Origin of the sequence: Acinetobacter towneri (assembly GCF_001758345.1) — a bacterium.
Lineage (GTDB): Bacteria > Pseudomonadota > Gammaproteobacteria > Pseudomonadales > Moraxellaceae > Acinetobacter > Acinetobacter towneri_A.
This window is the reverse complement of sequence record NZ_MKQS01000001.1, coordinates 13,935-39,568: the sequence shown is the minus strand read 5'-3', so window position 1 is coordinate 39,568 and position 25,634 is coordinate 13,935. Positions and strand designations below refer to the sequence as shown.

The window sequence follows — 25,634 nt, the reverse complement described above, 5'->3', positions numbered from 1 at the left end:
TAAAAAGAGCAATGCAAGCATTACTCTTCATCATCATACTGAGCATAATACTCAGGAGATAAGTTACTAAAACGCGTGTATTGTCCTTCAAAAGCAAGACGTACCGTACCAATGGGGCCGTTACGCTGTTTACCAATAATAATTTCGGCAGTGCCAGCTTCTTTAGACTCTTTATTATAAACTTCGTCGCGGTAAATAAACATGATTAAGTCCGCATCCTGCTCAATCGCACCAGATTCACGCAAGTCTGACATTACAGGGCGTTTATTAGGTCGGTTCTCTAAGGAACGGTTCAGCTGCGACAAAGCAATCACAGGGCAGTTCATCTCTTTGGCTAAGGCTTTTAAGCTACGTGAAATTTCTGAAATCTCACCGACACGGTTATCGCCCATGCCTGGGACTTTCATTAATTGCAAGTAATCGACCATGATGCAGCCAATTTTACCCCCATGTTGTTTGGCAATGCGTCGTGCACGTGCACGTACTTCCGTAGGGGGTAGGGCAGATGAGTCATCAATATACAAATGCTTTTCTTGCAGTTGTAAAATCGTGCCTGTGACTTTTGACCATTCATCGCCACTGAGTTTGCCTGAACGTAAATTCCCCTGATGCACTTTGCCGTACGCAGAAATCAAACGCATTGCAATTGAATCTGCAGGCATCTCCATAGAGTAGACAAGAGCAGGCAAGTCATTGTTAAACAGAACACTTTCGACCAAATTCATGGCAAACGTGGTTTTACCCATAGATGGACGCGCAGCGACAATAATCAAATCACCCGCTTGCATACCTGAGGTTTTATTATCTAACTCTACAAAGCCTGTGGTTAAGCCTGTGATGTTACCTTCCATTTTAGAAAGTTCGTCAAGTTTGTCGAATACGTCGGCAACGACACTCGATATGGCTTTTGGGCCTTGTGCTTTTGCATTGTTATTGTGTTGTTCGGCAATTTGGAAAATATTAGTTTCAGCCAAGTCTAAAATTTCACTCACGCTACGACCTTTGGTGTCATAGGCATTTTGTAAAATTTCAGAACTAACTTTAATCATGTTTCTGAGGGTCGAGAATTCTTTAATTTTCGTGGCATAGGTTTCTAGGTTATAAAAACTAGAAGGCGAGTCCGCCATGAGCTGCATTAAATACTCTTCACCGCCCGCAGCTTCAAGCAAATTTTGTTTAATTAGCCAGTCATTCACCAATACGGCATCATAAGGTGAGTTTTCTTTAGACAAAGAATCAATGGCACGGAAAATATATTTATGGCGTGTCGCGTAGAAATCAGACTCTTGTAACACATCACCCACTTGTTCAAAAGATTCGGCCACAGTCATCAATGCAGCCAAAACAGCTTGTTCAATGGCTAAGTTATGCGGTGGGGTACGAAACTCTTTAAGCGGGCTGTTCTCATTTGGTTTTAGATCAGACTTTGCGGTATGTTGCTTTGCGCTAGCAGTCGCCTGTGACATATAAATCCCTGATTTTTAAAACAGTAAATGCTGAATAATGCACGGGGGATAGAATTTGAAACTCATATTCTTTCCACTTCCCGATGATACGCCCTCTAGAAAAAAAAGCGAGTAGATTTTGGCGAAGGAGAAGTCAAAGCGTGCAGGACTATTTAGGAAATTTGTATAATTTGCATATTCTAAAGACAAAAAAAGAGCATGCGATTAGGCATGCTCTTTCTTTTTGCAGAAAATTACTCTGATACGATAGTAACGAGAACTTCAGCAACAACATCATGGTGCAATTGGATTGCGATGTTGAATTCACCAGTGTGACGAAGCGCACCGTTTGGTAAACGAACTTCTGCACGGTCAACTTCAAGACCAGCATTCGTTAACGCGTCAGCGATGTCACGAGTACCGATAGAACCAAAAAGTTTACCTTCATCACCAGCTTTAGCAGTGATTACGATGTTAACTTCGTTCAATTGGTCAGCACGTGCTTGAGCAGCAGCTAAAATTTCAGCTTCTTGTTTCTCAAGTTCAGCACGACGAGCTTCAAATGCAGCAGTGTTTGCTTCAGTTGCAGCAACTGCTTTACCTTGAGGGATCAAGTAGTTACGGCCGTAACCAGCTTTAACTGAAACTTTATCGCCTAATTTACCAAGGTTCTTAATGCGTTGTAATAAGATAATATCCACAGCTCAACCTCACTTATGATTGTCAGTGTAAGGGATCAACGCTAAGTAGCGAGCTTGTTTAATAGCAAGCGCTAATTGACGTTGGTAACGAGCTTTAGTACCTGTAATACGGCTAGGAACAATCTTGCCATTTTCAGTGATGTACTGTTTTAGTGTATCGATATCTTTGTAGTCGATGTACGTAACGTTCTCAGCTGTAAAGCGGCAGAACTTGCGACGACGGTAAAAACGTGCCATTGATGTTCTCCTTAAGCTTCAGCAGAGTCTTGGTTAGCGTGTTGTGCTTCTTCACGTTGAGCTTTACGCGCACGTTTTTCTTCAGCACTCTTAGCCAATAATGACTCTTCAGTGATAGCGTTTTCACGACGGATGATCAAGCTACGAAGGATCGCGTCGTTATAACGGAACAATTCTTCTAACTCATCAAGCGTAGTTTGACCACATTCAACGTTCATAAGAATGTAGTGCGCTTTGTGAATTTTGTTAATTGGGTAAGCCAATTGACGACGGCCCCAATCTTCTAAACGGTGAATTTGACCCTCAGCTTCTTTGATGTGAGTTAGGTAACGTTCTACCATACCCACAACTTGATCGCTTTGGTCTGGGTGTACCAAAAGTACGATTTCGTAGTGACGCATTGTCAGCTCCTTACGGTTTATGCAGCCCCTGACTAAATTGAGCCAGAAGCAAGGAGTCACAACCGAAGTTGTGTCGCAAAATTGCGAAGCGTGAATTCTAGAGCTTTTGCCAAGTAAATACAAGGCTTTGTCTAAGAAAAGATCGGCTTGGGTAAAAAGGGAATGTAATATATTGCATCTATGATTGGAATTTAAATTTTATGCTTTGTATTGGTATGTCACTAACTTTTAGAGTGTTTAATGCAAAAATTATTAAGGACGAATAATTCAAAGACAGATAAATTGTTATTATTTAAATATTGAAGTGTGGAGAGGGTAGGCACTCCATTAAAAGATAGAGCTAAACTCTATCTTTTAAAAAAGTATGATTTGCGTGCTTGGTGCAGTTGCTGTAAAGCTAAAACATAAACTCACAACCGTAATTAAAATAACCGAAAACAGGAAAAAGCGTTTTGCCCATAATTGATCATTTTCTGCTTTAAAACCAATGACGCCAATATAGAACCAATAAACACAAAGTGCATTTAAAATAACCAGATACAGCCAGTTTGTATAACCAAATACAAACAGTCCATTCATGGCAATAGTAAATAACACCACATAAATCAGTGATTCAATTTTCGTTCGTAAAATTGAACGAGCAACTGGCAAAATTGGAATACCCGCATTTTTGTAATCATCAAAACGGTAAATTGCAATCGCCCAAGAGTGGGGCATTTGCCAAAGTGCATAACCTAAAAAGATAAGTAGAGCAGCTAAGTCAAATTGATTTGCAACAGCGGTATAACCAATCACAGGTGGGCTTGCGCCTGAAATACTGCCAATAATGGTTTGATGAATTGTTGTGCGTTTGGTCCATAGACTGTAAAAGCCGACATAAACCACAAAACCAATCAGTGCAAAAAGAAAAGCGTATGCGTTAACTCCAAACCATAAAATGTTAAAACCAATGACGCCCAATACCACTGAATAAATCAGCGCAATAGGAACAGAAACAGTTTTTTGCACTAAAGCACGGTTTTGTGTGCGTTGCATTTTTTGGTCGATGTCTTGATCAATAATATTGTTGATCACACATCCTGAGGCGACAACAAGCGTTGTACCAAGCAGAGTAAGCAGTAGGAGAAGGAAATCTACAGAACCTTGGGCAGCTACAAAGTAGCCACCCAAAGTGGTAATAAAATTACCAAAGAGAATTCCTGGCTTTGTCAGGAATAAATACTTTTTTAGCATGACAACCAGTTTAGATCATCATGTTGTAGTGTAGGTAGTTCATGATCCATACAGAACCAACCAAAAGGATGGCAATGGTCAGAATGGTATACACGAATGCAATCACGTTCCAACGTTGCTCTGAAGAAGAATTCATATGCAAGAAATAAATTAATTGAATAAGAATCTGAGCAACTGCTGTAATCGAAATAACAGTAATTAAAATACCACGGCCAAAACCACCTGCCATAACCATACCAAAAGGAATAATGGTAAGGATAACAGAAAGGATAAAGCCAATCGTATATTGCTTAGTGTTACCGTGTGATGCACCAGCAGAGTTGTGATCGTGACTCATTAGAGAACTCCCATCAAGTAAACTACGCTGAATACACAGATCCAAACGATGTCAAGGAAGTGCCAGAACAAGCTTAGGCAAGCTAAACGACGCATGTTCGGAATAGTCAAACCATATTTCTTGATTTGAACCATTAACACGATCATCCAAACTAAACCTGAAGTTACGTGAATACCGTGCGTACCAACCAAAGTAAAGAACGCAGATAAGAACGCACTCACGCTAGGTCCATGTCCAGCATGAACTAAATGGTTGAACTCGTAAAGTTCCATACCAATAAAGATCGCACCGAAAACCCATGTCACGCCTAACCAAGTTAGAACTTTGGCAACATCTTTCTTGTAAGCAGCTAAAACAGCAAAACCGAAAGTTACAGAAGAAATCAACAGGGCAAAAGTTTCTGTTAGAACAAAGCCTAATGACTCGCCAAACAAATCTTTAGCTGTTGGAGTGCCTACTGGAACGTGGCTACTTAATACAGCGAACGCGATGAAGAGTGTACCGAAAAGTACAAGGTCACTCATCAAGTATGTCCAGAAACCAAAGACGGTGATGTCTGTATCATCGTGGTGATGATCATCATGTCCGTGGTTGTCGTGATGAAGTACTTCAGCCATGTCTTAGTCCTTCTTCAAGTGTTTTTCAAGGAGCGCATAGCGTTCGTTTTCAATACGCTCAACTTCAGCAGCAGGAACATAGTAGTCCACTTTCTTCGTGAAAGAGCTCACGATGAAGCTGATGATTGCAGCGATAAATGTAACGAATACTAACCACCAAATATGCCAGATTAACGCGAAGCCCATTACTGTAATAAACATTGCAATAATGAAACCAGCTGCACGGTTGGTTGGCATGTGGATGTCTTCATACTTCGTTGGACGCGCGTATGCAACACCATTTTCTTTGTCAGTCCAGAAAGTATCAATACCATTGATCTTTGGAAGGTGAGCAAAGTTATAGAACGGTGCTGGAGAAGAAGTCGCCCATTCAAGCGTACGACCATCCCATGGATCGCCTGTAAGGTCTAAACGTTGGTTGCGTTGTAAGAAACCAACCACGATCTGCATAACGAAGCAGAATAGACCAATAGCAATTAACACAGAACCAAAGAATGCAATTGCCAAGTATGGATCCCATTCAGGGTTGTCATAAGTATTCAAACGACGTGTCATACCCATGAAACCAAGGATATACAACGGCATGAATGCAAAGTAGAAACCGAAGAACCAGAACCAGAATGCTGCTTTACCCCAAGTCTCATTCAGTCTCCAACCAAACATTTTTGGCCAGTAGAAAATGATACCTGCGAACATCGCGAATACAACACCACCAATAATTACGTTATGGAAGTGAGCAATCAAGAATAAAGAGTTGTGTACAAGGAAGTCCGCTGGTGGAACTGCCATTAATACACCTGTTAAACCACCGATACCGAAAGTCACAAGGAAGCCAAGTGTCCATAGCATTGGGGTAGTGTAGGTAATACGACCCTTGTACATAGTGAATAACCAAGAGAAGATTTTCACACCAGTAGGAATCGCAATAATCATGGTCATGATACCGAAGAACGCGTTAACGTTGGCACCTGCACCCATGGTAAAGAAGTGGTGAACCCATACAACAAGTGATAACACACCAATTGCAACGGTTGCGTACACCATTGATTTGTAACCGAACAAAGTTTTGCGCGCAAAAGTCGCAGTTACTTCAGAGTAAATACCAAATGCTGGTAATACTAAGATATATACTTCTGGGTGACCCCATGTCCAAATCAAGTTTACATACAACATTGGGCTACCACCCATGTCGTTGGTAAAGAAGTGGAAACCGAAGTAACGGTCAAGCGTTAACATCGCAATTGTCGCAGTTAAAACCGGGAAAGTTGCAATGATAAGTACCGCAGTAACTAATGCTGTCCAAGTGAAAATAGGCATGTCCATAAGTTTCATGCCAGGCGCACGCATTTTGATGATGGTAACAAAGAAGTTAACACCAGTAAGAAGCGTACCTAGACCAGAAACCTGAAGTGCCCATATATAGTAGTCAACACCAACACCTGGAGAGTATTCGATACCAGATAGAGGAGGATAAGCCATCCAACCTGTCGCAGCGAACTCACCTAATGCAAGTGAAACCATCATTAAACCTGCAGCACCAGCGAATAACCAGAAGCTTAAAGAGTTTAATAACGGGAAGGCAACGTCACGAGCACCAATCTGTAATGGTACAGAGATGTTCATTAAGCCAACAACAAGACCCATTGCCACGAAGAAGATCATGATTACACCGTGGGCGGTGAAAATCTGGTCATAGTGTTCTGGGTGTAAATAGCCTTCACCACCACCTTTTGCAAGGAACAGTTGAAGACGCATCATAAGCGCATCTGCAAAGCCACGCAGTAGCATGATGACAGATACAAAGATATACATGATACCGATTTTTTTATGGTCTACAGTGGTGAACCATTCGTTCCACAAGTAGCCCCATTTTTTGAAGTAGGTAATCCCAGCAACAACTGCAAGGCCACCTAAGATCATCGCTGCAACAGTTACCAATACGATTGGATCGTAAGGAATTGCATCTGGACCTAACTTACCTAAAAAGCTCATGTCTTATTCCCCTTGAGAAGCAGTCGTATGTTCAACTGCTACATGAGTTTCAGAAGCAGGCGCTTCACCAGCCACTACAGGAGCTGAATGGTCAGCACCATGGTAGTTACTCATATAGTTATTGATCACTGATTCAAACAAGCCTTGCTCAACAGAAGAGTAATAAGTCACAGGATGTGGCTGAGTCTTATATGGACCTTCTTTTAAAGCTGTTGCAGCAAGTTTTTTCTCTAATTCAGTTTTGGCGTTACGAACCATTGCGTCAATTTGTTTCTGTGAACGGTTACCGTCACGTAAAGAAGCAAATTCAGCTTGATCTAAAACTGTTTTTTGAACAGCTTGAGGATTGATAGTCGTACCTTGACCTGCTTTAACAGCTGCTACCCATTGCTCAAAATCAGCTTGAGTTACAGAGTGAGCTTTAAAGCGCATTTGCGAGAAACCATAACCTGAGTAGTTAGATGAGAAACCACGGAATTCGCCCGTGTTGTCTGCTAAAACGTTCAAGTGAGTTTGCATACCCGCCATTGCATAAATCTGACCAGATAATGCAGGGATAAAGAACGAGTTCATTGTGAAGTTAGATGTTAAACGTAAGCTTACAGGCGTTTGCTCTGGGAAGCGCAATTCGTTAACAGTCGCAATGTTCTGTTCTGGGTAGATGAAGATCCATTTAAATTGTTCAGCAATAACTTGAACAGTTAAAGGAGCTTTTTCGGATTCTAGCGGACGGTAAGGGTCGTACTTGTGGGAACCCCACCAAGTTAACCAAGCTAAAATACAAATAATAATAACAGGTATACCCCATACTACAATTTCAATTGCAGTAGAGTGTGACCATGTTGGTTGATAGTCTGCGTCTTTATTCGATGCGCGATATTTCCAACCGAACCACAATGCCATAATTGCAGATGGAATAACCACCAATAGCATCAGGTAAATCGCAGTCATCATCAGGTTACTTTGACCTGCTGCAACTGGACCTTTTGAGTTCAGAAGTACTAAATCACCGCCACACCCAGTTAAGAGTGCAGCCATCGTAGATAAAGACAATACAGCTAAAATCGTTTGTCTCATTTTACAACCTCGGTGAAGAGTCCCATTCCCTAATTTAATATGGGATAGCGATTAAAGTGTCACATGATTAAAAAGATATCAAAAAGATGAAAAAGTCTTCTTAATCATCGGACACCGCTACGTTGTAGGGCATTATGCCTGATATCGACAAACTAAGCTACACATAAAGCGGCTTTAAGTGGAAGGAATAAAAACCAATTTTTATACTCGGAATTATTTGTGCTAATTTTAATTTATTTATATTTATCAATGCTGTAAGAAAAAAGGGATGATCAATCATCCCTGAGTAAATAAAAATCAAATTATTGCTTTACGACTTTGGTTTTGGCAAGTTTATCGTGTAACGCTTGTCGTTTTGCACCAAATGCAAAGCCATAATCTAAAATTGTGATAAAGGGCATAAACATCATATTCAAAATAATGAAAATGATAGAGCGAATAGTAAACACACGCATTAGGCTGACTTTTTCATTGCTTTCAGCATCGACAATTTTAATTTTAGTCAGACGTTTGCCAATACTTTGTCCAGTTTTAGCCAATAGGAAGGCTTGTATGCCCAGCATAATCAATAAGTAAATTGCCATGGCTTGCCAAGCTTGCATTGGAATCAGCTGAAAGAGTTCAGTTTGCAATTGAATGGCTTGATCAGACGTTGTTGCGGTCTGCATTTTTTGTTGCAAACCAGACAATTGTTCAAACTGGTCAGCACTTAAGAAAAAAGAGGGAAGCGCTGCTGCAGGCAACCATAACAACATATCTATAATTTTGGCTAAAGCACGTTGGTTAATGCTCGCCAATTCATTTTTCGTTGCCTGTGTTCTTGAATTTGATAATGCTGAATTTGGTCGTGATGTGTTTGTAGCCGTGTAATCTGTATTTTGAAACGGTGAATGTTCAGGGGCAGGTGGCGTGCTGACATAGCCTTGTGGTTCATATACAAGTTTACCTTGGGTGAGTTCACCTAAAGCTTTCCATTCGCTCATGCCTTGGTGCCAAGCCAAATCTGTCAGCAACACTTGTTGGCTTGCGAGCATTTGGTTGAGCTGCTCTAAGGTGTATGGCCCAGCTTGTTGATTATTTCGTGCCAAGTAAATTTGCATAAATATAAAATCTCAAAAAATGAATTTGAAAAAAAACCCACGCAGGTGCATGGGTTTTCTTTTAACACGTTTTATTACGCTTGTTGAGCTTTTTCTTCAGAAAGGAAGAACCAAGTGTCTAAAACTGAGTCTGGGTTTAAAGATACAGATTCAATACCTTGTTCCATCAACCAACGCGCAAGGTCAGGGTGATCTGAAGGACCTTGACCACAGATACCGACATATTTACCTGCTTTACGGCATGCGTGAATTGCCATAGAAAGTAATGCTTTCACAGCAGGGTCACGTTCATCAAACAGGTGAGAAACAATACCTGAATCACGGTCTAAACCAAGTGTTAACTGAGTTAAGTCATTTGAACCGATAGAAAAACCATCGAAGTGCTCAAGGAATTGTTCAGCCAATAATGCGTTGGTTGGTAATTCACACATCATGATCACTTTTAGACCATTTTCACCACGTTTTAAACCATTCAGCGCAAGCAATTCGATCACACGTTTTGCTTCAGCAACGGTACGTACAAATGGAATCATAATTTGTACGTTGGTTAAGCCCATTTCGTCACGTACTTTTTTCAAGGCACGACATTCAAGCTCGAAGCAGTCACGGAAATTGTCAGACACATAGCGGCTTGCACCACGGAAGCCCAACATTGGGTTTTCTTCTTCAGGCTCGTATAACTTACCGCCAATTAAGTTTGCGTATTCGTTTGATTTGAAGTCAGACATACGCACAATCACTGGTTTGTCAGCGAATGCAGCAGCAAGGGTAGAAATACCTTCAACTAATTTTTCTACATAGAATTCGATTGGTGATGAATAACCCGCAGTACGCGCCATAACTGCCGCACGTGTTTCACGTGGCAAGCTGTCAATGTTAAGTAATGCTTTAGGATGCACGCCAATCATACGGTTGATGATGAATTCTAAACGTGCAAGACCAATACCTTCGTTTGGAATTTGAGCAAAGTCAAATGCGCGGTCTGGGTTGCCGACGTTCATCATGATTTTGAACGGAAGTTTAGGCATAGATTCGATAGAGTTCTTTTGAACTTCAAAATCTAAAGCACCTTCATAAATAAAACCTGTGTCGCCTTCGGCACAAGAAACAGTAACTTCCTGACCATCAGTCAAAACTTCAGTTGCATTACCACAACCTACAATTGCAGGTACACCTAATTCACGTGCAATAATTGCAGCGTGACAAGTACGACCACCACGGTTAGTGACAATTGCCGCAGCACGTTTCATTACTGGTTCCCAGTCTGGGTCAGTCATGTCAGAAACAAGTACGTCACCTTCCTGAACTTTGTCCATTTCTTTAATAGACGTTACAACGCGAACTTTACCAGAACCGATACGCTGACCAATTGAACGACCTTCACAAATGACCGTACCTTTTTGTTTTAATAGGTAGCGTTCCATAGTGCCGACGTTTTCACGGCTTTTTACAGTTTCAGGACGTGCTTGAACGATGTAGATTTGACCGTCATCACCATCTTTTGCCCATTCAATATCCATAGGCGCTTGATAGTGTTCCTCAATAATTAAAGCTTGTTTTGCTAATTCTTGAAGTTCATGATCGTTTAAAGAGAATTGTTGGCGATCTTGTTTTTCAACATCGACCACAACTACAGATTTACCAGCCGCGCCTTCTTCACCATAAATCATTTTTTGGTGTTTAGAGCCAAGGTTACGACGTAAAACTGCATGTTTGCCTGCTTTTAATAAAGGCTTAGAAATATAGAATTCATCTGGGTTAACCGCACCCTGAACCACCATTTCACCCAAACCATAAGAAGCTGTGATGAATACGGCATCCCGGAAGCCAGATTCTGTGTCTAGGGTAAACATAACACCCGCTGCGCCTGTTTCTGAACGCACCATACGTTGTACGCCTGCAGATAAAGCAACGACATCGTGGTCAAAGTTTTGGTGTACACGGTAAGAAATCGCGCGGTCGTTGTACAAAGATGCAAAAACTTCTTTAATGGCAATTAATACGTTGTCGATGCCACGGATGTTGAGGAATGTTTCTTGCTGACCTGCGAAAGATGCATCTGGTAGATCTTCTGCAGTTGCAGATGAACGAACGGCAACCGCGATGTTTGGGTTGCCGTTAGAGAGTGCTTCAAAAGCAACTCGAATTTCTTGTTCTAGTGAAGCAGTAAGCGGAGTGTCGACAATCCATTGACGAATTTTTGCACCAGTTTCAGCAAGCGCATTCACGTCATCTACATTGAGTGTTTTTAGCTCTGCTTGAATTTTAGCGTTTAGGCCACTTTGCTCGAGAAATTCACGATAAGCAGCAGCTGTTGTTGCAAAGCCACCTGGTACAGATACACCAGCATTAGATAAGTGGCTGATCATTTCGCCCAAAGATGAGTTTTTCCCACCCACGAGCTCAACATCGTGTTTCCCTAATTTTTCCAGACCAATTACGCGCGCTTCCAAAGTTGTTACTCCACTTTTGCAGTATTAATCACTATCTTGTCATGAAATTATAATAAATCTACTTAGCAATTTGGTTTTACTAAGCGACAGTCATGTAAGATCGGTTTACTATAAAGATTATATAGCACTAAGACAAATATTTAAGGAGAATTTTAATGTCAGAAGGTAAACAATTTAAGCGGAGTGTTTTTTTTATTTCTGATGGAACTGCAATAACGGCTGAAACCCTAGGACATTCTCTTTTAGCGCAATTTCCAAATGTGGACTTTGATATTCATATTCATCCTTATATTACGTCTGAAGAAGCGGCTATGAATGTGGTGGCAGAAATTAATGCTCGAGCACAAAAAGATGGTCAATTACCTTTGGTGTTTGATACCTTGGTTGACCTATATGTGCGTGACATTATAAACACCGCTAAAGCGATTAATTTAGATGTATTTGAAGGCTTAATCAGTAAGCTTTCTGAAGAGTTAGGAACACCTCCAACCACTTTAGTTGGGCAGACGCATGCCGTAACAGATTCTGAATCTTACAAGGCTCGTATTGATGCGGTGCATTTCGCCCTAGATAACGATGATGGCGCACGAACACGTCATTACGATAAGGCTGATCTGATTCTGATTGGAGTGTCGCGTTCGGGTAAAACACCGACATCCATCTACCTTTCTTTACAGTTTGGGATTCGCGTGGCGAACTATCCACTCACTGAAGAAGATCTAGATGACAACCGTTTGCCAGCTGTACTGAAACCGCATAAACATAAGTTATTTGGCTTGATGATTGATGCTGAACGTCTTGTGGCGATCCGTACTGAACGTAAAGCCAATAGCCGTTATGCAAGTTTTAATCAGTGCCAAATGGAATTGCGTGCCATTGAAGGTATTTATATTTCAGAAGGGATTAAATATTTAAATGTATCTGAAATGTCGATTGAAGAAATTTCAACTCGTATTTTACAAATGACAGGTTTAAAACGTCGTATTGGTTAAACAAACTATATGTATTTAAAGAGCCAAAAGATTATTTTGGCTCTTTTTTATTGGATTTTAATAGAATAAAAATCAAGCTACTATTTATTTATATGATATAGCTTTTAGAGTGACTTAAAATGTAGTGATAATGGTATCAATTGGATGTTCTTGCCCATCAATACTATGCACACTATTCGCGCAGACTTTGGTAATTGGCCAAGTAATCAAACGGCAATTTTCACGTTGTAAAGCTAAATAATAATGATCAGATTTGAAATAGTGTTGATGAGTATCAGCAATGTTGGGTGTGAGTTGACGTTTGAGCCAAGTGTCTTTGATTTGAGCATCTAAAAAGCGCAAAGCCAAAATATTTTTGACGCGGTTATTAAATAAACGTCGATTTTTAAACATCAAAGGATGGCTAATTAGACGATGGATACCACGCTCGGTACTAGGTAAGACAAAATGCGGTGCAATTTGAAAGACTTGAACAGATGTTGCCTGCTGACAAAGTCTGTCGAGTTGTGCCACGCTGTCCTGATTTGCGCCAATAACTGCAACGCGTAAACCAGTGAAATCATGGTGTTTGATTTCAGTTGCAGGAATACATTTGCCTTGGAACTCTTGAAAATCTGTCAAACAGTTTTGAAAAGCGTGTCTATGAACGTCGTGTTTAGGACTGACCATGCTGAATCTCTTGATTTATTCATTTTATAAATTAGAACGTTTGCTCTATTTTGTTGGGGCAGTGCTGTTTGGTAAAGTCTTTTGTGCAGGCGAGCCAGTCATTCCTAAAGATTGAAAATTAATTCGACGAAGATTTAAGTAGCAGAAAACAAGAAAATACAAATTTTATGTATTTGAAATTATTTCCAATCTAGTTGGAAGCTGGTAATGGTGGTATTAATTTATTGATAATAATGGTGTTGTTTTCAATACAAGCGGGGTTTGGTTTTGTAATCCATATATATGAGTCTAAATCAATATTAGCCGCTTCACCAGCACCATAGGCAACTCTATCGCCATTTTTATACGATTTATTATCTATGACTAATACATCATTTCTTGAATCCCAGTAAGCACGTTGAGTTGCAAAAATAGGCAAAAAATTCGTCTGGTTTACTGAGAAGTATAAACATTTTCCTTCAAGGGTAATTATTGCTTCACTGTAGCTAGCATTACTTCCATCACCTGAATATTGTAGTTTTGGTATGATGATTTCTGTTTGATTATTCAGTGACGATTCAGAACAGCCTAGCACTGTAAACAAAGTGCCAAAGAAAACGGGTAGAAGCTTCTGTTTGAAAATTAACATATGATCCAATAATACCCTAAGAATTTAGTTACCTTACAGCCCTTGATTTGGCTGTAAGGTGTGTTGAATGAATTAAATATTTTTCTTCATTTGCATGAGCAAATCAAAGTTGTATAAGCGTTTTTCTGTGTCATAGATATCACAGGAAAAAATAAACTCATCGACATCATACTTTGCCAATAAGTTTTCTAATCCTGCTTTGACTGTAGCCTTAGAACCAATTTGTGCCATGCCATAAAAACTATCGACGGACATTTTTTCTGCAGGCGACCACAAACCTTCCATACTTTCGACTGGAGCTTTGAGTTTTAGGCTTTGTCCACGCATTAAACCTAAAACACGCTGATAGGCACTGGTCGCTAAAAATTCTGCTTCTTGGTCGGTATCTGCAACCACCGTTGGCACACCCATTGACACATAAGGTCGTTCTAAATATTCCGAAGGCTCAAAATTGTCCCGATATAACTGAATGGCTTGAGCAAGCATACGCGGCGCAAAGTGTGAGGCAAATGAGTAGGGTAGTCCTAATTTTGCAGCTAGCTGTGCGCTAAATAAACTTGAACCGAGTAACCATACAGGAACATGCGTACCTTGTCCTGGCGTAGCAACAATACGTTGTTGTGGTTCAGCATCTTTAAAATAATGAAGAATTTCTAAAACATCTTGAGGAAATTGATCTTCAGTTTCTTGGCGACCACGACGCAGTGCACGCATGGTAACTTGATCAGTGCCTGGTGCCCGACCTAAACCCAGCTCAATACGATTACGATATAGAGTCGCTAAAGTTCCAAACTGTTCAGCGACCACTAACGGAGCGTGGTTGGGGAGCATAATACCGCCCGAACCGAGTCTAATTTTTTTCGTATTTGCTAATAAATAACCCAAAAGTACAGCTGTTGCCGAGCTGGCAATGCCATCCATATTATGATGTTCTGCCAACCAAAAACGATCATAGCCGAGTTGTTCTGCGTGTTGAACTAATTCAAGTGCATGATGCAGCGAAAACTGTACTGACTGATCATCACGTACAGGCGCGAGCTCAAGAATGGCAAATTTTGTGTCTTGTAGGGAACGCATCATTTATTCCAGCTTGATAAAGATAGTTTTATCATACGATGCTGCACTGGTTTTGTATATCGAAAATTTTCGATATATGGGTGAGTCATGAGATATTACTGCTTAAGAACTCAAGACATTCAGCAAATAAAGCATGCTTTATAAATGCATTTATCCATGAAAGTCGTCAGCAAACAAAAAAAAGCACCCGAAGGTGCTGAATGTTAGAAGTATCGCAAGTAATTAACGACGTTTACCATTTTTATAGTGACCTAAATGTAAGCCATTGTCTTTGCGATAACGGTCATTATAACGATAATCATTGTAACGGTAGCCACGGCTATCATAACGGCGGTCATAACGATCATTGTAGCGTTTGTTGTCATAGCGGTCATCACGACGGTCTTCGCTAACTTTTTGACCTAATACTGCACCACCTGCTGAACCGAGCCCTGCACCGACATAGCCACCATTGTTGCCCGCCATATTGCGACCAACRCTATATCCACCAGCCCCACCTAAAGCAGCACCAATCATGGCGCCATTACGGTCACGTTTATTGGCAGAAGCCGCCGCACCACCTGCACCACCAATGGCAGACCCAATCATTGCGCCAGTTTGTCCGCCCATTTGCTGACCAATCGCAGCGCCGACAGCACCACCCAAGGCGGAGCTTACAGCAACACGCGTACCGTTGGCATGTGCAGTACCCATAAGCAAGGCAGAACTTGCGATAACACTACCAAATAAAACACGATTAAGTTTCATGCGGATGCTCCTAATATTTATCGATATGCTATGTAATGAAGATATAGAACCAGATGGCAAAGATCGTGAAGGCTAATGAGGTCAATTTGCTATATTTGGTAAAGACTTTGTAATTGGACTCCTAAATTACTTCATATTGGTTAGGATTGGATTTGAGTGGATATAAGAAAAAAATTATAAAAAAAGCATCAAACCTGTGTTGATGCTTTTTTGCTGATCTATACTTGCTCTATCTATTCTTTAGAATTAACGACGGTTGCGTTTTTTCTTCCATTTACGTTCTTGGTAACGGTCATATTCTTTATCTTTTGAGATTTTATTGCCGAGTGCGGCACCACCGGCTGCACCTAAAGCTGAACCAATATATCCACCATTGGTGCCACCCATATTTTTACCAACGGTATAACCCGCACCACCACCCAAAGCTCCACCAATTGCAGATTCAGTACGATGAYGTTTATTACTTGCCACAGCTGCACCACCTGCACCGCCTAATGCAGCACCCAATGTTGCTCCAGTATTGCCGCCCATATTTTTACCAATTGCTGTACCTGCAACACTGCCTAAAGCACTAGCTGCGGCAACGCGCGTGGTATTATCTGCATAGACATTGGCACTGAGCATAGAAGCTGAGGTTAAAGCTGCAGTCATTAACATAGCATTAAGTTTCATGTTGAACTCCATGTCCTTTTACAGGACTTATTTATGATCAATTTCGATGGGCTCAATTTAACAAAGTACCGTTTATAAAATGTGGAGAGTACAGACGAGATTGATGTGCTTTGGTGTGGGCTTTGTATGAGTTTGATTAAAATTGCAAAAAAAATAATCAAATACATGCGCTAATTGCAGCATTTTATGAACTTACATGGACCACAGTGCACCAAAGCATAATCTAAAATGCCACTTGCACTTGAGCAGATGAGTATTGCAAACATCGTACAGACGGAATAATGATGTTATTTGATTGGCAGAATCGGTAAACTATGCGCAATTTTTATTTCGCTGTGCTGCGTGTTGCATGTAACAGCCTTTGCATTGAGATTTTTTAAACAATGAAAGAATCGTTGCGTTTACGATTAGATCAGCTTTCTGACAGGCATGAAGAGTTGACTGCTTTATTGGCAGATATTGAAGTGATTTCAGATAACAAGCGTTTTCGTGAATTATCACGTGAACACAGTGACTTAGAAGAAATTACGGCAGTTTGGTCACAATACACACAAGCCGAAGCTGACATTGAAACAGCTGAAGCGATGTTGTCTGATCCTGACTTTAAGGAGATGGCGCAAGAAGAAATTAGACAGAATAAAGCGCTGATTCAGCAACTTGAAGCTGACTTAAATATTTTAATGATTCCCAAAGACCCGAATGATGCCAACTCAGCTTATTTAGAGATTCGCGCAGGGACAGGTGGTGATGAAGCCGCGATTTTCTCGGGTGACTTATTCCGGATGTATAGTAAATATGCAGAAAGTCAGGGCTGGAGAATCGAAATTTTATCTGAAAATGAAGGCGAACACGGCGGATATAAAGAAGTCATTTGCTTGGTGAATGGCGAAGGTGTATATGGCCGTTTGAAGTTTGAAAGTGGTGCGCATCGGGTGCAACGTGTTCCTGCGACTGAATCGCAAGGTCGAGTGCATACATCTGCATGTACCGTTGCAATTTTACCTGAAGTAGATGTAGATACTACGGTAGATATTAATCCTGCCGATTTGCGAATTGACACATATCGCGCGTCGGGTGCCGGTGGTCAGCACGTCAACAAAACTGACTCTGCAGTGCGTATTACCCACATTCCGACGGGGACTGTGGTGGAATGTCAGGAAGAGCGTTCACAGCATAAAAACAAAGCTAAAGCGATGGCGTTGTTGGCATCGCGTTTAGAAAATGCCAAACGTGCAGCGGCAGATGCAGCGACTTCAGAAATGCGACGAGATTTGGTGGGTTCGGGTGACCGTTCTGAGCGAATTCGTACCTATAACTATCCGCAAGGACGTATAACTGATCATCGAATTAACCTGACTTTATATAAGTTGGATGCGGTGATGGAAGGTGATTTAACTGAATTGTTAGATAGTCTGCATCGTGAATATCAGGCAGATCAGTTGGCAATGCTTGCACAACAAAACGGTGGTTAATGAATATTGTACAAGCCTTGGCGCTACGTGGTGAAGTCGATAGTTACGAGCGTCAAGAAAATATTTGGTTGCTAGAGCATATTTTAGGACTGAGTGCGCTGGAATTAAAGTATCGTGCAGATCAGGAATTGAGTGCCGAACAAGAGCAATTGTACGTGCAGGCTTTAGCACGTATAGCGGCAGGCGAGCCTTTGGCGTATATCACAGGTTCTCAGCCATTTTGGACACTGGACTTAAAAGTCACGCACGATACTTTGGTGCCACGTCCTGATACCGAGGTTTTAGTCGAAACTGTGTTGGCTTTGTCATTACAACGTGATGCTGTAATCGTCGATTTAGGTACAGGTACAGGGGCAATTGCTTTGGCTTTAGCATCTGAACGTCCAGGTTGGCAAATTACTGCAACCGATATTTACCTGCCAACGCTTGCAGTTGCCCAAGAAAATGCAAGTAAATATGCTTTAAATCAGGTGCAATTTGCCTGTGGTGCATGGTTTGAAGCATTAGCTTCTGAAGCTGAACCACGTTTTGATTTGATTGTCTCTAATCCTCCGTATATAGATGCTAATGATGCACACATATCTGCTTTAGCAGCAGAGCCTGAACGTGCATTGGTGGCAGCAGATCAGGGTTTGGCAGATATTGTGCAGATTATTTCGCAGGGTAAGTACTGGCTAAAAGCAAATGCTTGGATTGCACTGGAACATGGTTATGACCAAGCATTAGCTGTGCAAGCGATTTTTGCAGAACACGGTTTTTCGGAAATTCGTACAGTCAAAGATTATGCAGGCAATGATCGGGTGACTTTGGCGCAATGGCTTGTTGGCGAATGATCGAATCAGCTAAAGAACCTGTGAGATTTACTTCTTTGCTCGCAAACATAGACAAATGACGAGCAGGGTCTAGGTTTAAGACTCATATACGAGTCTCAACTCAACTGATTTCAGCTTAGGTTGCCTTTCACTGCCAAAATTGCAGGCGGTAATTCCTCGCCAAGTGAACTCAGCATTTCTCGTTCAATTAAACGCACCATAGAGTTGAGTGGCAAATCATTGTCTTGCAAGCCAAAAGGTTCTTCAAGTTGTTCGCTGAGTGCATCTAAACCTAAGAATAAATAGGCAATTAAACCCACTAAAATGGGTGTCCAGATTCCTAAACTTGCTTCTAAACTAAAAGGCAAAATAAAGCAGAAGCAATACACAGTGCGGTGTAACAGAACCGAATAAGAAAAAGGCAAGGGGGTGCTGAGAATTCGATCACAACCTGCTTGCACATTACCCAATTCAACTATGTGTCGATTCAAGCCTTGATAAATAATATCGGAAATTTCACCTGTTTTAAGTGCGCGGACTAACTCTTTTTGAATGCTTTCTAAAATAAACTGTGCAGCATTGATATGTGGAAATAAAGCATCATAATCTGCAGGTGTCAGATTGACTTTGTTTTGGTAAAAATCAATGGGTTGGTTTTGATTGCGTAAACGGTTGCGCAATAAATTACTAAACAGCATCACCCGATACATCAAGACTCGACGCTGCTGATCTGGCAATACGTATGAGTCACGTGAAATATGCCGTGATGTTGCGATTAACGTCCCCCATAATTTTCGACCTTCCCACCAACGCTCATAACTGGCGTTATTTCTAAAACTGAGGAATATAGACAAAATAATCCCGAAAATAGTAAAGCCAATAGCAGGTACGCTAGGCACTTGAAAAAAGTGGTGGGAAGATAAATACACCAAAATAGTAGAAAGGATGACAACAATTGCAAGTGCCGGTAATACCGTGGGCAAAATTGTCCCATACCATGCAAACAGGAGAGTAAAGCTGTTGTTTTTATTGCGAATAATCATCTTAATCCATCCTTAAAGCTTCCTTAGTGTTTCATAGACAAACAACACTTATCAAGTTGGTAACTAGCTTTTGATTTAAAAAGTAGCAACCAACTTAAAGTCTTTTTTTATTCGATAATGTAATAGGCAATAAAAAAGTGATGCCATCAAGACATCACTTTTCAATACTTTCAGCAATAAGTGCTTAAAAATATAAGTTTACATCGGGTAATCTTGCAAACAGTCAGGAATTTCAACGTGTGCCAAACTGTCTGTTTCTAAAGCTAAACATAGCGCAACAATTTTAGCGGTATCGCCCAAGTGTTCATCTTTAAGTGCTAAACCCGCTTGCAAAGATTGTAAATCTTCTTGACAAATATCTAGGGCTTGCGCTGTTTCAAGTGCATCTTCTCGTTTGAAAAATGCGGACATGACTTTATGTAACTGCTCTTCTGAGGTATCTAGAATACTTTGATTAAGTAATTCGTCTAATTGGTCAGAAGCTTGGTTGAGAGAGTGAGAGAAATTTTGAACTAGAGTTTGTTCAAGTACATCCATCATCTTAAGCATGGGTAAACCTCCAAAGATGCTCTTACATTAAATATTACAGGGGGAGTATGACAGCCGAAGTGCATAAAATTTATGCTTTAAATAGATTGAAAAGTAAACTATATTTCATCCTTTGGCAATGCTACGCCGATGAACGTTCAGTTCACTGCCATGATTGAAAGCCCTGTGAGGAGTCTTCTTTTATCATTAAGTTGTTTGTAATATGCCGAAAAGAGTGCGTTGATAGTGGGTGATAAGTCACGCAATTATGAGTTTTTAGTTATGAGCTTTCGATATTGTCGATATGTACCATGATTGGCCTGATCTATTTTTTTAATGTACGATGAAAAGCACGAGGATCATGGAAATTTATTTGATCGCTAATTTCTTGAAGTGATTGTTGAGTTTGCTCAATAATTCAATTGCCATAGCTCTACGGAATTCATTTTTTATTGCTGATAGCTAGTGCCTTCCTGCTTTAAATGTGCGTTGGTACTTCGCTTCAGATATATTAAATTATTGGGTTAATTCGTTCAGTTCTCACCATTCAACTGGCGCTAAGCAAATTTATGGTTTACTGATTTCATGGCTCAGCGCATGGGGATTTTTTTAATGCATTAAAATTAAAAGACGTTTGTCTAAATGATTAAGACTTCATATTCATCAACCACGTTTAATTCACCTAGAAAATACCCAGTACCAAATTAAAAATTTTTAAAATATCCTCCAATTTAGTTTTTAAATGCTCAGCTGGGTGCATCCATTTTGACAAGAGTTGATAACTGTCAGGACGAATTTCGTGGCTGTCCATGCAAAAAATTCATCATTCATGGCATTCGCTAGTGCAATCCACAATTGCCGTATTGAAGATTAGACACTAGAGATTTATTGGCGTTTAACAGCTCTATAGGAGTTCCGCCGTCATTAAAAATCGTATGTATAGCCCTTGTTGCTGTACAGCGTGAAAGCCTTATGGACTAAAGCAATTACAATTGTAGCTTTGCTGTACGCGAGCTGAGTTGCATTGTTGGGATGGTGCGGTATTCCATTTACAAGTTGAGTGTTCAGATCCATCATAGTAGATGCAGAGTTTGGAAATTGTATTCTAGCTTGTGCGTGATTAATTTAATTCTTAAGTTGTATTAAACTGAAAATTTATAAGGAAAATATAATGAAAATTCAAGGAAAAGTCTGTGTCGTCACAGGTGGTGCATCGGGTTTAGGTGCTGCGACCGCACGATATTTGGTTACGCAAGGTGCAAAAGTCATTTTGGTTGATATGAATCAGGAGCTTGGGCAGCAACTTCAACAGAAATTGGGCGAAAATGCAGATTTTGTGGCTGTAGATGTAACTGATGAAAACCAAGTACAGCAGCTCTTTAACCATATCGAGCATAAATACGGACAGTTAAATGGTTTGGTGAATTGTGCAGGCATTGCACCATCTGCCAAAGTCTTGGGACGTGATGGTTTACATGATTTGGCGATGTTCCAAAAAGTGCTGAATATTAATGTCACGGGCAGTTTTAATATGATCCGTTTTGCAGTACAACTTATGGCGAAATATGACTTAGTCGCCGATGAAGAAGAACGTGGCGTGATTGTAAATACTGCTTCTGTTGCTGCGTTTGATGGGCAAATTGGACAAAGCGCGTATTCTGCATCAAAAGGTGCAATTGTGGGAATGACATTGCCTTTAGCACGTGAACTGGCACGTGAAGCTATTCGGGTCATGACGATTGCACCTGGTATTATGGAAACCCCGATGCTGAAAGCATTGCCACAGCAAGTACAAGATGCTTTAGGGCAAATGGTGCCATTTCCACCACGTTTGGCAAAACCCGAAGAATTTGCACATTTGGTAGGCCATATTTTTGAAAATAGTTATTTAAATGGTGAGGTGATTCGTTTAGATGGTGCAATTCGTATGCAGCCGAAGTAAGCAGTGACAATGCTGAACGGCTTTGCTGCTCAAAGATTTCATAACTATTTGATTTTAAAAGTTTTGATTGTTTTTTCATCCAGAATTAAATTTATCTAAATCAGATGCTTACATATTTATGCAACATACCCCTTATCACGTAGGTTTGCGATGCACTTTTGAGCAAGTCGCTGCACATTTCGTATCTGTTTAAATACAGAACAATTCAACCACCAGCAAGACGGTTTGCTTTGAATAACCGTTATACTTAACGTTTTGGTTAGCAGCATAGGGTATTTTCTTGGAAAGCATATTCGATATTCAGTTAGAATTGAGTGATGCAGAAATGCATTTATATAGCCGACAAATTTTATTGGATGGCTGGGATATTGAAGCACAAGAAAAATTAAAACTTGCCAATGTGCTGATTGTGGGGTGTGGCGGGATTGGCTGTTTAAGTGCAGAATTACTAGCACGTGCAGGCGTGGGTAAAATCACACTAATTGATGCCGATGTGATTGAAACCAGTAATTTACAACGGCAAATTGCTTATACCCCCGCAGATTTAGGCTTTTATAAAGCTGAAATTCTTGCAAAAAGACTAATGCAAATTAACCCTTATTTCGAAATTGTTAGTTTAACCACGCTGTTAGATGCGAAAAATGCGGGTACTTTAATTGCCCAACAAGATCTGGTTTTAGATGGTTGCGATAATTTCAGTACCCGATATTTGGTCAATCAATATTGCCGACAATTGAATGTGCCTTTACTCAGTGCCTCTGCCATTGGTTTTCAAGGGCAAATGTTCATGGTTGAAGGGGGCTCAGCGTGTTATGAGTGTCTGTTCCCGAAAGAACAGCATGCCAATGAAAGTTTGCGCTGCGCAGACAGTGGCGTATTGGCAACCACTCCCAACGTCATGGCTAGTTTACAAGCCCATCATGCTTTGTTGTACTTGGGTTTAGGCAACACCGCGCTGAAACAAAAGTTATTGCTATGGGATGGTTTAAGCATGAAACAACGCTTATTGTCTTTTGATCAAGATCACAACTGTCCAGTTTGTCAGGCAAGATAGCCTTTTTACTTGGCAATTTTTTGTTAAAATCACACTACTTTAATATGACTCAGACATGATGAAAAATAATATCTGGTTAGATGGTTTACGTTCAGTTGCTCGCATGGGTGAAACAGCCGTAGTGGCAGCCAAAGCAGGCATTAAATATGCCACTGAAAAGCCAAGTAATGCCAAACTCATGCGCGAAACATTTGAATCTTTAGGTTCAACTTACATTAAACTTGGGCAGTTTATTGCCAGCACACCGTCATTGTTCCCACGTGAATATGTCGAAGAATTTCAAGGTTGTTTAGATCAAACCCCAACTTTGCCGTTTAGTTATGTGCAGCAGGTATTGGCATCTGAATTTGCAGGGCGTAATTTAGATGAAATATTTGCATCAATAGATGAAAAGCCTTTAGCATCAGCATCGATTGCACAGGTACATGCTGCAAAATTGGTGAGTGGCGAAGATGTGGTGATTAAAGTGCAAAAACCAGGTGTAGAAACCATTCTCTATACCGATTTAAATGTTTTGCACTGGGCGACCAAACTGCTCGAAAAAGCTGTGCCTAAAGTCAAATTTGCGTCATTGGCCGATATTGTCGAAGAAATCAAAACCCGTATGGTGCGTGAAGTCGACTTTATTGAAGAAGCACGAAACTTAGATGATTTTATTAATTATCTGAATGTGACCCAAAACAAAAAAGCCACTGCACCTAAGGTCTATCATCAATATTCCACCCGTCGCGTATTGACCATGCAGCGTTTGTATGGCGTACCTTTGACCGATTTTGATGTGGTGAAACAAGTATCTAACGACCCATCGCAAGTATTGATTACTGCCATGAATACATGGTTCGGTAGTTTGATGATGTGTAACAGTTTCCATGCCGATTTACACGCAGGCAACCTGATGTTGCTTGAAGATGGACGTGTCGGCTTTATTGATTTTGGTATTGTCGGACAGCTAAATCCTGAAGTGTGGACTGCTTGTATGGCCTTTATGGATGCCTTGCAAAATACCAACTACACGCTTATGGCGGAAAATATGCTCAAAATGGGCATGACTGACACACAAATTGATACTCAGGTTTTGGCAGCAGATTTAGAGCGTTTATTTAGTGGCGTATTGCTGGCTGATCCTCAAGAATTGCTGACTTCTAACCCTGCAGATTTAAATGACATCATGCTTGATATGGTTGCTGTGGGTGAGCGTCATGGGATTCGTTTCCCACGTGACTTTGCTTTACTGTTCAAGCAAATGTTGTACTTTGACCGTTTCATGCGCGTTTTAGCACCTTATACCGATATTTATGCCGATCAACGATTGCAGATGGTACAAAGCATTGATCCGAACTTGTTGTTAAAGCATTAATTATCCATATTGGTCGAATCAAGCATTCTGTTTGCATATTTTAAAGCCACCGATCTTTTGTTTTATAAATTCAGTGTGGCTTTAAAATAGGGTAAACATCTCTTTTAGTAGAAGGAGATCGGTGGCTTTAAAATGAAATATAGAGTGTGATCATGGACGCAATTATAATTGAAGGATTAAAGGTAGAAACAGTCGTGGGCTGTTTTGCATGGGAGCGTCAGATTCAACAACCGCTCATGTTGGATTTGATCATTGCCACCAATTTAAGCCAAGCTGCAGCTTCAGATGAGCTGCAAAACACGCTCAATTATGCAGAAATTTGCAGCATTTCAGCGCAAGTGATTCAGCAGGCTGCGCCAAAATTGATTGAGCATGCCGCACAATTGGTTGTGGATGCACTTTTTACGACTTTTGCAGCTATTGAATCCATTACCATCACCATTCGTAAACCTGCCATTATTCCAGAAGCCAATTCTGTAGGAATTCGTCTTGAACGCCACCGAAACGATTTTTGCCCTCGCACTGGCGAGTAACTGCGAAGCACCACGTCAGTTTAAAAGTGCCTATCAGCAAATTGCTGCATTGGGTGAAGTGCAATTTTCGCATATTTATCTGATTCCATGCCGTGATGGGATTGGTGCAGACTATTGGAATTCTGCTTGTTTGCTAAAAAGCCGTTTAAGCTTTGAGCAGCTGAATATCATCCTCAAAGAATTGGAAGTTGCAGCAGGGCGTGTGCGTCCATCGCATGATATTCCGCTGGATATTGATATTATTGCGTGGGGTGAAAATTTAGCTCAAATGCAATTCAATCCGAAAAAACTGCCACTGGCTTTAGATGTTAAAATTCCAATGTGGGATATTTGGCAAGATGATGCTTTTGAGCATGCTGTGCATGACTATCCAATTGTGAGTTGTGAAGAGTAAATTAACCAGTAAAAGTGGCAGATCAGTAATGTATCTGTACAGTCTAGGCTGTGATCTGTGATCTGTGATCTCGTTTCGGTTAACATCACCGTGTCATATCTTGCTGATATATTTGTATGAA

General features: G+C 40.7%; 26 protein-coding genes and 1 pseudogene. 8 read left to right on the top strand and 19 right to left on the bottom strand.

Features of this window, described 5'->3' with window-relative positions; translation table 11 throughout:
* Positions 1 to 20: 20 nt before the first annotated feature.
* From dnaB to ppsA, 11 genes are all read right to left on the bottom strand, one after another.
* A complete protein-coding gene (gene dnaB / locus BJN41_RS00170; protein WP_004973149.1) occupies positions 21 to 1,466 on the bottom strand; it encodes a replicative DNA helicase in 1,446 nt (481 codons plus the stop codon).
* 233 nt (positions 1,467 to 1,699) lie between these two features.
* Entirely contained in the window at positions 1,700 to 2,146 is a 447-nt protein-coding gene (rplI, locus tag BJN41_RS00165; protein ID WP_004973150.1) for a 50S ribosomal protein L9, read from the bottom strand.
* Between the two features lie 9 nt (positions 2,147 to 2,155).
* Positions 2,156 to 2,383, bottom strand: coding sequence for a 30S ribosomal protein S18 (gene rpsR / locus BJN41_RS00160; protein WP_004719336.1), 228 nt, complete (start codon positions 2,381 to 2,383; stop codon positions 2,156 to 2,158).
* 11 nt (positions 2,384 to 2,394) lie between these two features.
* On the bottom strand, positions 2,395 to 2,784 hold the full coding sequence (gene rpsF, locus BJN41_RS00155) for a 30S ribosomal protein S6 (RefSeq protein ID WP_004973153.1): 390 nt from the start codon (positions 2,782 to 2,784) through the stop codon (positions 2,395 to 2,397).
* A 354-nt stretch (positions 2,785 to 3,138) separates the two neighbouring features.
* Positions 3,139 to 4,017 carry a heme o synthase gene (gene cyoE / locus BJN41_RS00150; protein ID WP_070152033.1) on the bottom strand — a complete coding sequence of 293 codons (879 nt, stop codon included), beginning with the start codon at positions 4,015 to 4,017 and terminating at the stop codon, positions 3,139 to 3,141.
* A gap of 10 nt (positions 4,018 to 4,027) precedes the next feature.
* Complete coding sequence (locus tag BJN41_RS00145) at positions 4,028 to 4,354, bottom strand: cytochrome o ubiquinol oxidase subunit IV (protein WP_004973158.1); 327 nt, start codon at positions 4,352 to 4,354, stop codon at positions 4,028 to 4,030.
* A complete protein-coding gene (gene cyoC, locus BJN41_RS00140) occupies positions 4,354 to 4,971 on the bottom strand; it encodes a cytochrome o ubiquinol oxidase subunit III (RefSeq protein ID WP_019837982.1) in 618 nt (205 codons plus the stop codon). The genes BJN41_RS00145 and cyoC overlap by 1 nt, the downstream gene beginning before the upstream one ends.
* A gap of 3 nt (positions 4,972 to 4,974) precedes the next feature.
* On the bottom strand, positions 4,975 to 6,963 hold the full coding sequence (gene cyoB, locus BJN41_RS00135; RefSeq protein ID WP_070152031.1) for a cytochrome o ubiquinol oxidase subunit I: 1,989 nt from the start codon (positions 6,961 to 6,963) through the stop codon (positions 4,975 to 4,977).
* A 3-nt stretch (positions 6,964 to 6,966) separates the two neighbouring features.
* On the bottom strand, positions 6,967 to 8,040 hold the full coding sequence (cyoA, locus tag BJN41_RS00130; RefSeq protein WP_070152028.1) for a ubiquinol oxidase subunit II: 1,074 nt from the start codon (positions 8,038 to 8,040) through the stop codon (positions 6,967 to 6,969).
* 302 nt (positions 8,041 to 8,342) lie between these two features.
* A complete protein-coding gene (locus tag BJN41_RS00125; protein ID WP_019837979.1) occupies positions 8,343 to 9,140 on the bottom strand; it encodes an RDD family protein in 798 nt (265 codons plus the stop codon).
* Positions 9,141 to 9,214: 74 nt separating this feature from the next.
* Entirely contained in the window at positions 9,215 to 11,593 is a 2,379-nt protein-coding gene (gene ppsA / locus BJN41_RS00120; RefSeq protein WP_019837978.1) for a phosphoenolpyruvate synthase, read from the bottom strand.
* 155 nt (positions 11,594 to 11,748) lie between these two features.
* Here ppsA and BJN41_RS00115 point away from each other — a divergent pair, with 155 nt between their 5' ends.
* Positions 11,749 to 12,585 (top strand): pyruvate, water dikinase regulatory protein, encoded by an 837-nt coding sequence (locus tag BJN41_RS00115; RefSeq protein WP_019837977.1) that lies wholly within the window; start codon positions 11,749 to 11,751, stop codon positions 12,583 to 12,585.
* Positions 12,586 to 12,699: 114 nt separating this feature from the next.
* Here BJN41_RS00115 and BJN41_RS00110 read toward each other — a convergent pair whose 3' ends face one another.
* From BJN41_RS00110 to BJN41_RS00090, 5 genes are all read right to left on the bottom strand, one after another.
* Complete coding sequence (locus BJN41_RS00110; RefSeq protein ID WP_070152025.1) at positions 12,700 to 13,254, bottom strand: flavoprotein; 555 nt, start codon at positions 13,252 to 13,254, stop codon at positions 12,700 to 12,702.
* 190 nt (positions 13,255 to 13,444) lie between these two features.
* Positions 13,445 to 13,882 (bottom strand): hypothetical protein, encoded by a 438-nt coding sequence (locus tag BJN41_RS00105; protein WP_070152023.1) that lies wholly within the window; start codon positions 13,880 to 13,882, stop codon positions 13,445 to 13,447.
* Between the two features lie 72 nt (positions 13,883 to 13,954).
* Positions 13,955 to 14,959 (bottom strand): LLM class flavin-dependent oxidoreductase, encoded by a 1,005-nt coding sequence (locus tag BJN41_RS00100; protein ID WP_070152020.1) that lies wholly within the window; start codon positions 14,957 to 14,959, stop codon positions 13,955 to 13,957.
* 222 nt (positions 14,960 to 15,181) lie between these two features.
* Positions 15,182 to 15,706 carry a hypothetical protein gene (locus BJN41_RS00095; RefSeq protein WP_070152017.1) on the bottom strand — a complete coding sequence of 175 codons (525 nt, stop codon included), beginning with the start codon at positions 15,704 to 15,706 and terminating at the stop codon, positions 15,182 to 15,184.
* A gap of 246 nt (positions 15,707 to 15,952) precedes the next feature.
* Positions 15,953 to 16,378 (bottom strand): glycine zipper 2TM domain-containing protein, encoded by a 426-nt coding sequence (locus BJN41_RS00090; protein ID WP_070152014.1) that lies wholly within the window; start codon positions 16,376 to 16,378, stop codon positions 15,953 to 15,955.
* A gap of 383 nt (positions 16,379 to 16,761) precedes the next feature.
* Here BJN41_RS00090 and prfA point away from each other — a divergent pair, with 383 nt between their 5' ends.
* Entirely contained in the window at positions 16,762 to 17,850 is a 1,089-nt protein-coding gene (gene prfA / locus BJN41_RS00085) for a peptide chain release factor 1 (protein ID WP_070152011.1), read from the top strand.
* Positions 17,850 to 18,683, top strand: coding sequence for a peptide chain release factor N(5)-glutamine methyltransferase (prmC, locus tag BJN41_RS00080; RefSeq protein ID WP_070152008.1), 834 nt, complete (start codon positions 17,850 to 17,852; stop codon positions 18,681 to 18,683). The genes prfA and prmC overlap by 1 nt, the downstream gene beginning before the upstream one ends.
* Before the next feature lie 110 nt (positions 18,684 to 18,793).
* Here the strand turns inward: prmC and BJN41_RS00075 are convergent, their stop codons facing one another.
* The 3 genes and pseudogenes from BJN41_RS00075 to BJN41_RS16035 form a co-directional block, all read right to left on the bottom strand.
* On the bottom strand, positions 18,794 to 19,705 hold the full coding sequence (locus BJN41_RS00075) for a bestrophin family protein (protein WP_070152005.1): 912 nt from the start codon (positions 19,703 to 19,705) through the stop codon (positions 18,794 to 18,796).
* A 198-nt stretch (positions 19,706 to 19,903) separates the two neighbouring features.
* Positions 19,904 to 20,254 (bottom strand): hypothetical protein, encoded by a 351-nt coding sequence (locus tag BJN41_RS00070; RefSeq protein ID WP_070152002.1) that lies wholly within the window; start codon positions 20,252 to 20,254, stop codon positions 19,904 to 19,906.
* A gap of 304 nt (positions 20,255 to 20,558) precedes the next feature.
* A pseudogene (locus BJN41_RS16035) lies at positions 20,559 to 20,715 on the bottom strand (AraC family transcriptional regulator); the annotation flags it as partial.
* Positions 20,716 to 21,404: 689 nt separating this feature from the next.
* Between BJN41_RS16035 and BJN41_RS00065 the strand changes: the two are divergent.
* The 5 genes from BJN41_RS00065 to BJN41_RS00045 all read left to right on the top strand — a co-directional run bounded on the left by BJN41_RS00065 (position 21,405) and on the right by BJN41_RS00045 (position 25,513).
* A complete protein-coding gene (locus BJN41_RS00065; protein ID WP_070151999.1) occupies positions 21,405 to 22,175 on the top strand; it encodes a 3-hydroxyacyl-CoA dehydrogenase in 771 nt (256 codons plus the stop codon).
* Positions 22,176 to 22,500: 325 nt separating this feature from the next.
* Positions 22,501 to 23,229, top strand: a complete 729-nt coding sequence (locus BJN41_RS00060) for a HesA/MoeB/ThiF family protein (protein ID WP_070152666.1) — start codon at positions 22,501 to 22,503, stop codon at positions 23,227 to 23,229.
* A gap of 58 nt (positions 23,230 to 23,287) precedes the next feature.
* A complete protein-coding gene (locus BJN41_RS00055; protein ID WP_070152663.1) occupies positions 23,288 to 24,586 on the top strand; it encodes an ABC1 kinase family protein in 1,299 nt (432 codons plus the stop codon).
* Between the two features lie 152 nt (positions 24,587 to 24,738).
* Complete coding sequence (gene folB, locus BJN41_RS00050; RefSeq protein ID WP_070151996.1) at positions 24,739 to 25,119, top strand: dihydroneopterin aldolase; 381 nt, start codon at positions 24,739 to 24,741, stop codon at positions 25,117 to 25,119.
* Complete coding sequence (locus BJN41_RS00045; protein ID WP_070151993.1) at positions 25,076 to 25,513, top strand: 2-amino-4-hydroxy-6-hydroxymethyldihydropteridine diphosphokinase; 438 nt, start codon at positions 25,076 to 25,078, stop codon at positions 25,511 to 25,513. The genes folB and BJN41_RS00045 overlap by 44 nt, the downstream gene beginning before the upstream one ends.
* Positions 25,514 to 25,634 lie beyond the last annotated feature (121 nt).

Excerpts from the sequence above, each read along its gene's own strand:
- dnaB (WP_004973149.1), bottom strand. The coding sequence starts at position 1,466 with ATGTCACAGGCGACTGCTAGCGCAAAGCAACATACCGCAAAGTCTGAT.
- rpsR (WP_004719336.1), bottom strand. The coding sequence starts at position 2,383 with ATGGCACGTTTTTACCGTCGTCGCAAGTTCTGCCGCTTTACAGCTGAG.
- rpsF (WP_004973153.1), bottom strand. The coding sequence starts at position 2,784 with ATGCGTCACTACGAAATCGTACTTTTGGTACACCCAGACCAAAGCGAT.
- cyoE (WP_070152033.1), bottom strand. The coding sequence starts at position 4,017 with ATGCTAAAAAAGTATTTATTCCTGACAAAGCCAGGAATTCTCTTTGGT.
- BJN41_RS00145 (WP_004973158.1), bottom strand. The coding sequence starts at position 4,354 with ATGAGTCACGATCACAACTCTGCTGGTGCATCACACGGTAACACTAAG.
- cyoC (WP_019837982.1), bottom strand. The coding sequence starts at position 4,971 with ATGGCTGAAGTACTTCATCACGACAACCACGGACATGATGATCATCAC.
- cyoB (WP_070152031.1), bottom strand. The coding sequence starts at position 6,963 with ATGAGCTTTTTAGGTAAGTTAGGTCCAGATGCAATTCCTTACGATCCA.
- cyoA (WP_070152028.1), bottom strand. The coding sequence starts at position 8,040 with ATGAGACAAACGATTTTAGCTGTATTGTCTTTATCTACGATGGCTGCA.
- BJN41_RS00125 (WP_019837979.1), bottom strand. The coding sequence starts at position 9,140 with ATGCAAATTTACTTGGCACGAAATAATCAACAAGCTGGGCCATACACC.
- BJN41_RS00115 (WP_019837977.1), top strand. The coding sequence starts at position 11,749 with ATGTCAGAAGGTAAACAATTTAAGCGGAGTGTTTTTTTTATTTCTGAT.
- BJN41_RS00110 (WP_070152025.1), bottom strand. The coding sequence starts at position 13,254 with ATGGTCAGTCCTAAACACGACGTTCATAGACACGCTTTTCAAAACTGT.
- BJN41_RS00105 (WP_070152023.1), bottom strand. The coding sequence starts at position 13,882 with ATGTTAATTTTCAAACAGAAGCTTCTACCCGTTTTCTTTGGCACTTTG.
- BJN41_RS00100 (WP_070152020.1), bottom strand. The coding sequence starts at position 14,959 with ATGCGTTCCCTACAAGACACAAAATTTGCCATTCTTGAGCTCGCGCCT.
- prfA (WP_070152011.1), top strand. The coding sequence starts at position 16,762 with ATGAAAGAATCGTTGCGTTTACGATTAGATCAGCTTTCTGACAGGCAT.
- prmC (WP_070152008.1), top strand. The coding sequence starts at position 17,850 with ATGAATATTGTACAAGCCTTGGCGCTACGTGGTGAAGTCGATAGTTAC.
- BJN41_RS00075 (WP_070152005.1), bottom strand. The coding sequence starts at position 19,705 with ATGATTATTCGCAATAAAAACAACAGCTTTACTCTCCTGTTTGCATGG.
- BJN41_RS00070 (WP_070152002.1), bottom strand. The coding sequence starts at position 20,254 with ATGCTTAAGATGATGGATGTACTTGAACAAACTCTAGTTCAAAATTTC.
- BJN41_RS00065 (WP_070151999.1), top strand. The coding sequence starts at position 21,405 with ATGAAAATTCAAGGAAAAGTCTGTGTCGTCACAGGTGGTGCATCGGGT.
- BJN41_RS00060 (WP_070152666.1), top strand. The coding sequence starts at position 22,501 with ATGCATTTATATAGCCGACAAATTTTATTGGATGGCTGGGATATTGAA.
- BJN41_RS00055 (WP_070152663.1), top strand. The coding sequence starts at position 23,288 with ATGAAAAATAATATCTGGTTAGATGGTTTACGTTCAGTTGCTCGCATG.
- folB (WP_070151996.1), top strand. The coding sequence starts at position 24,739 with ATGGACGCAATTATAATTGAAGGATTAAAGGTAGAAACAGTCGTGGGC.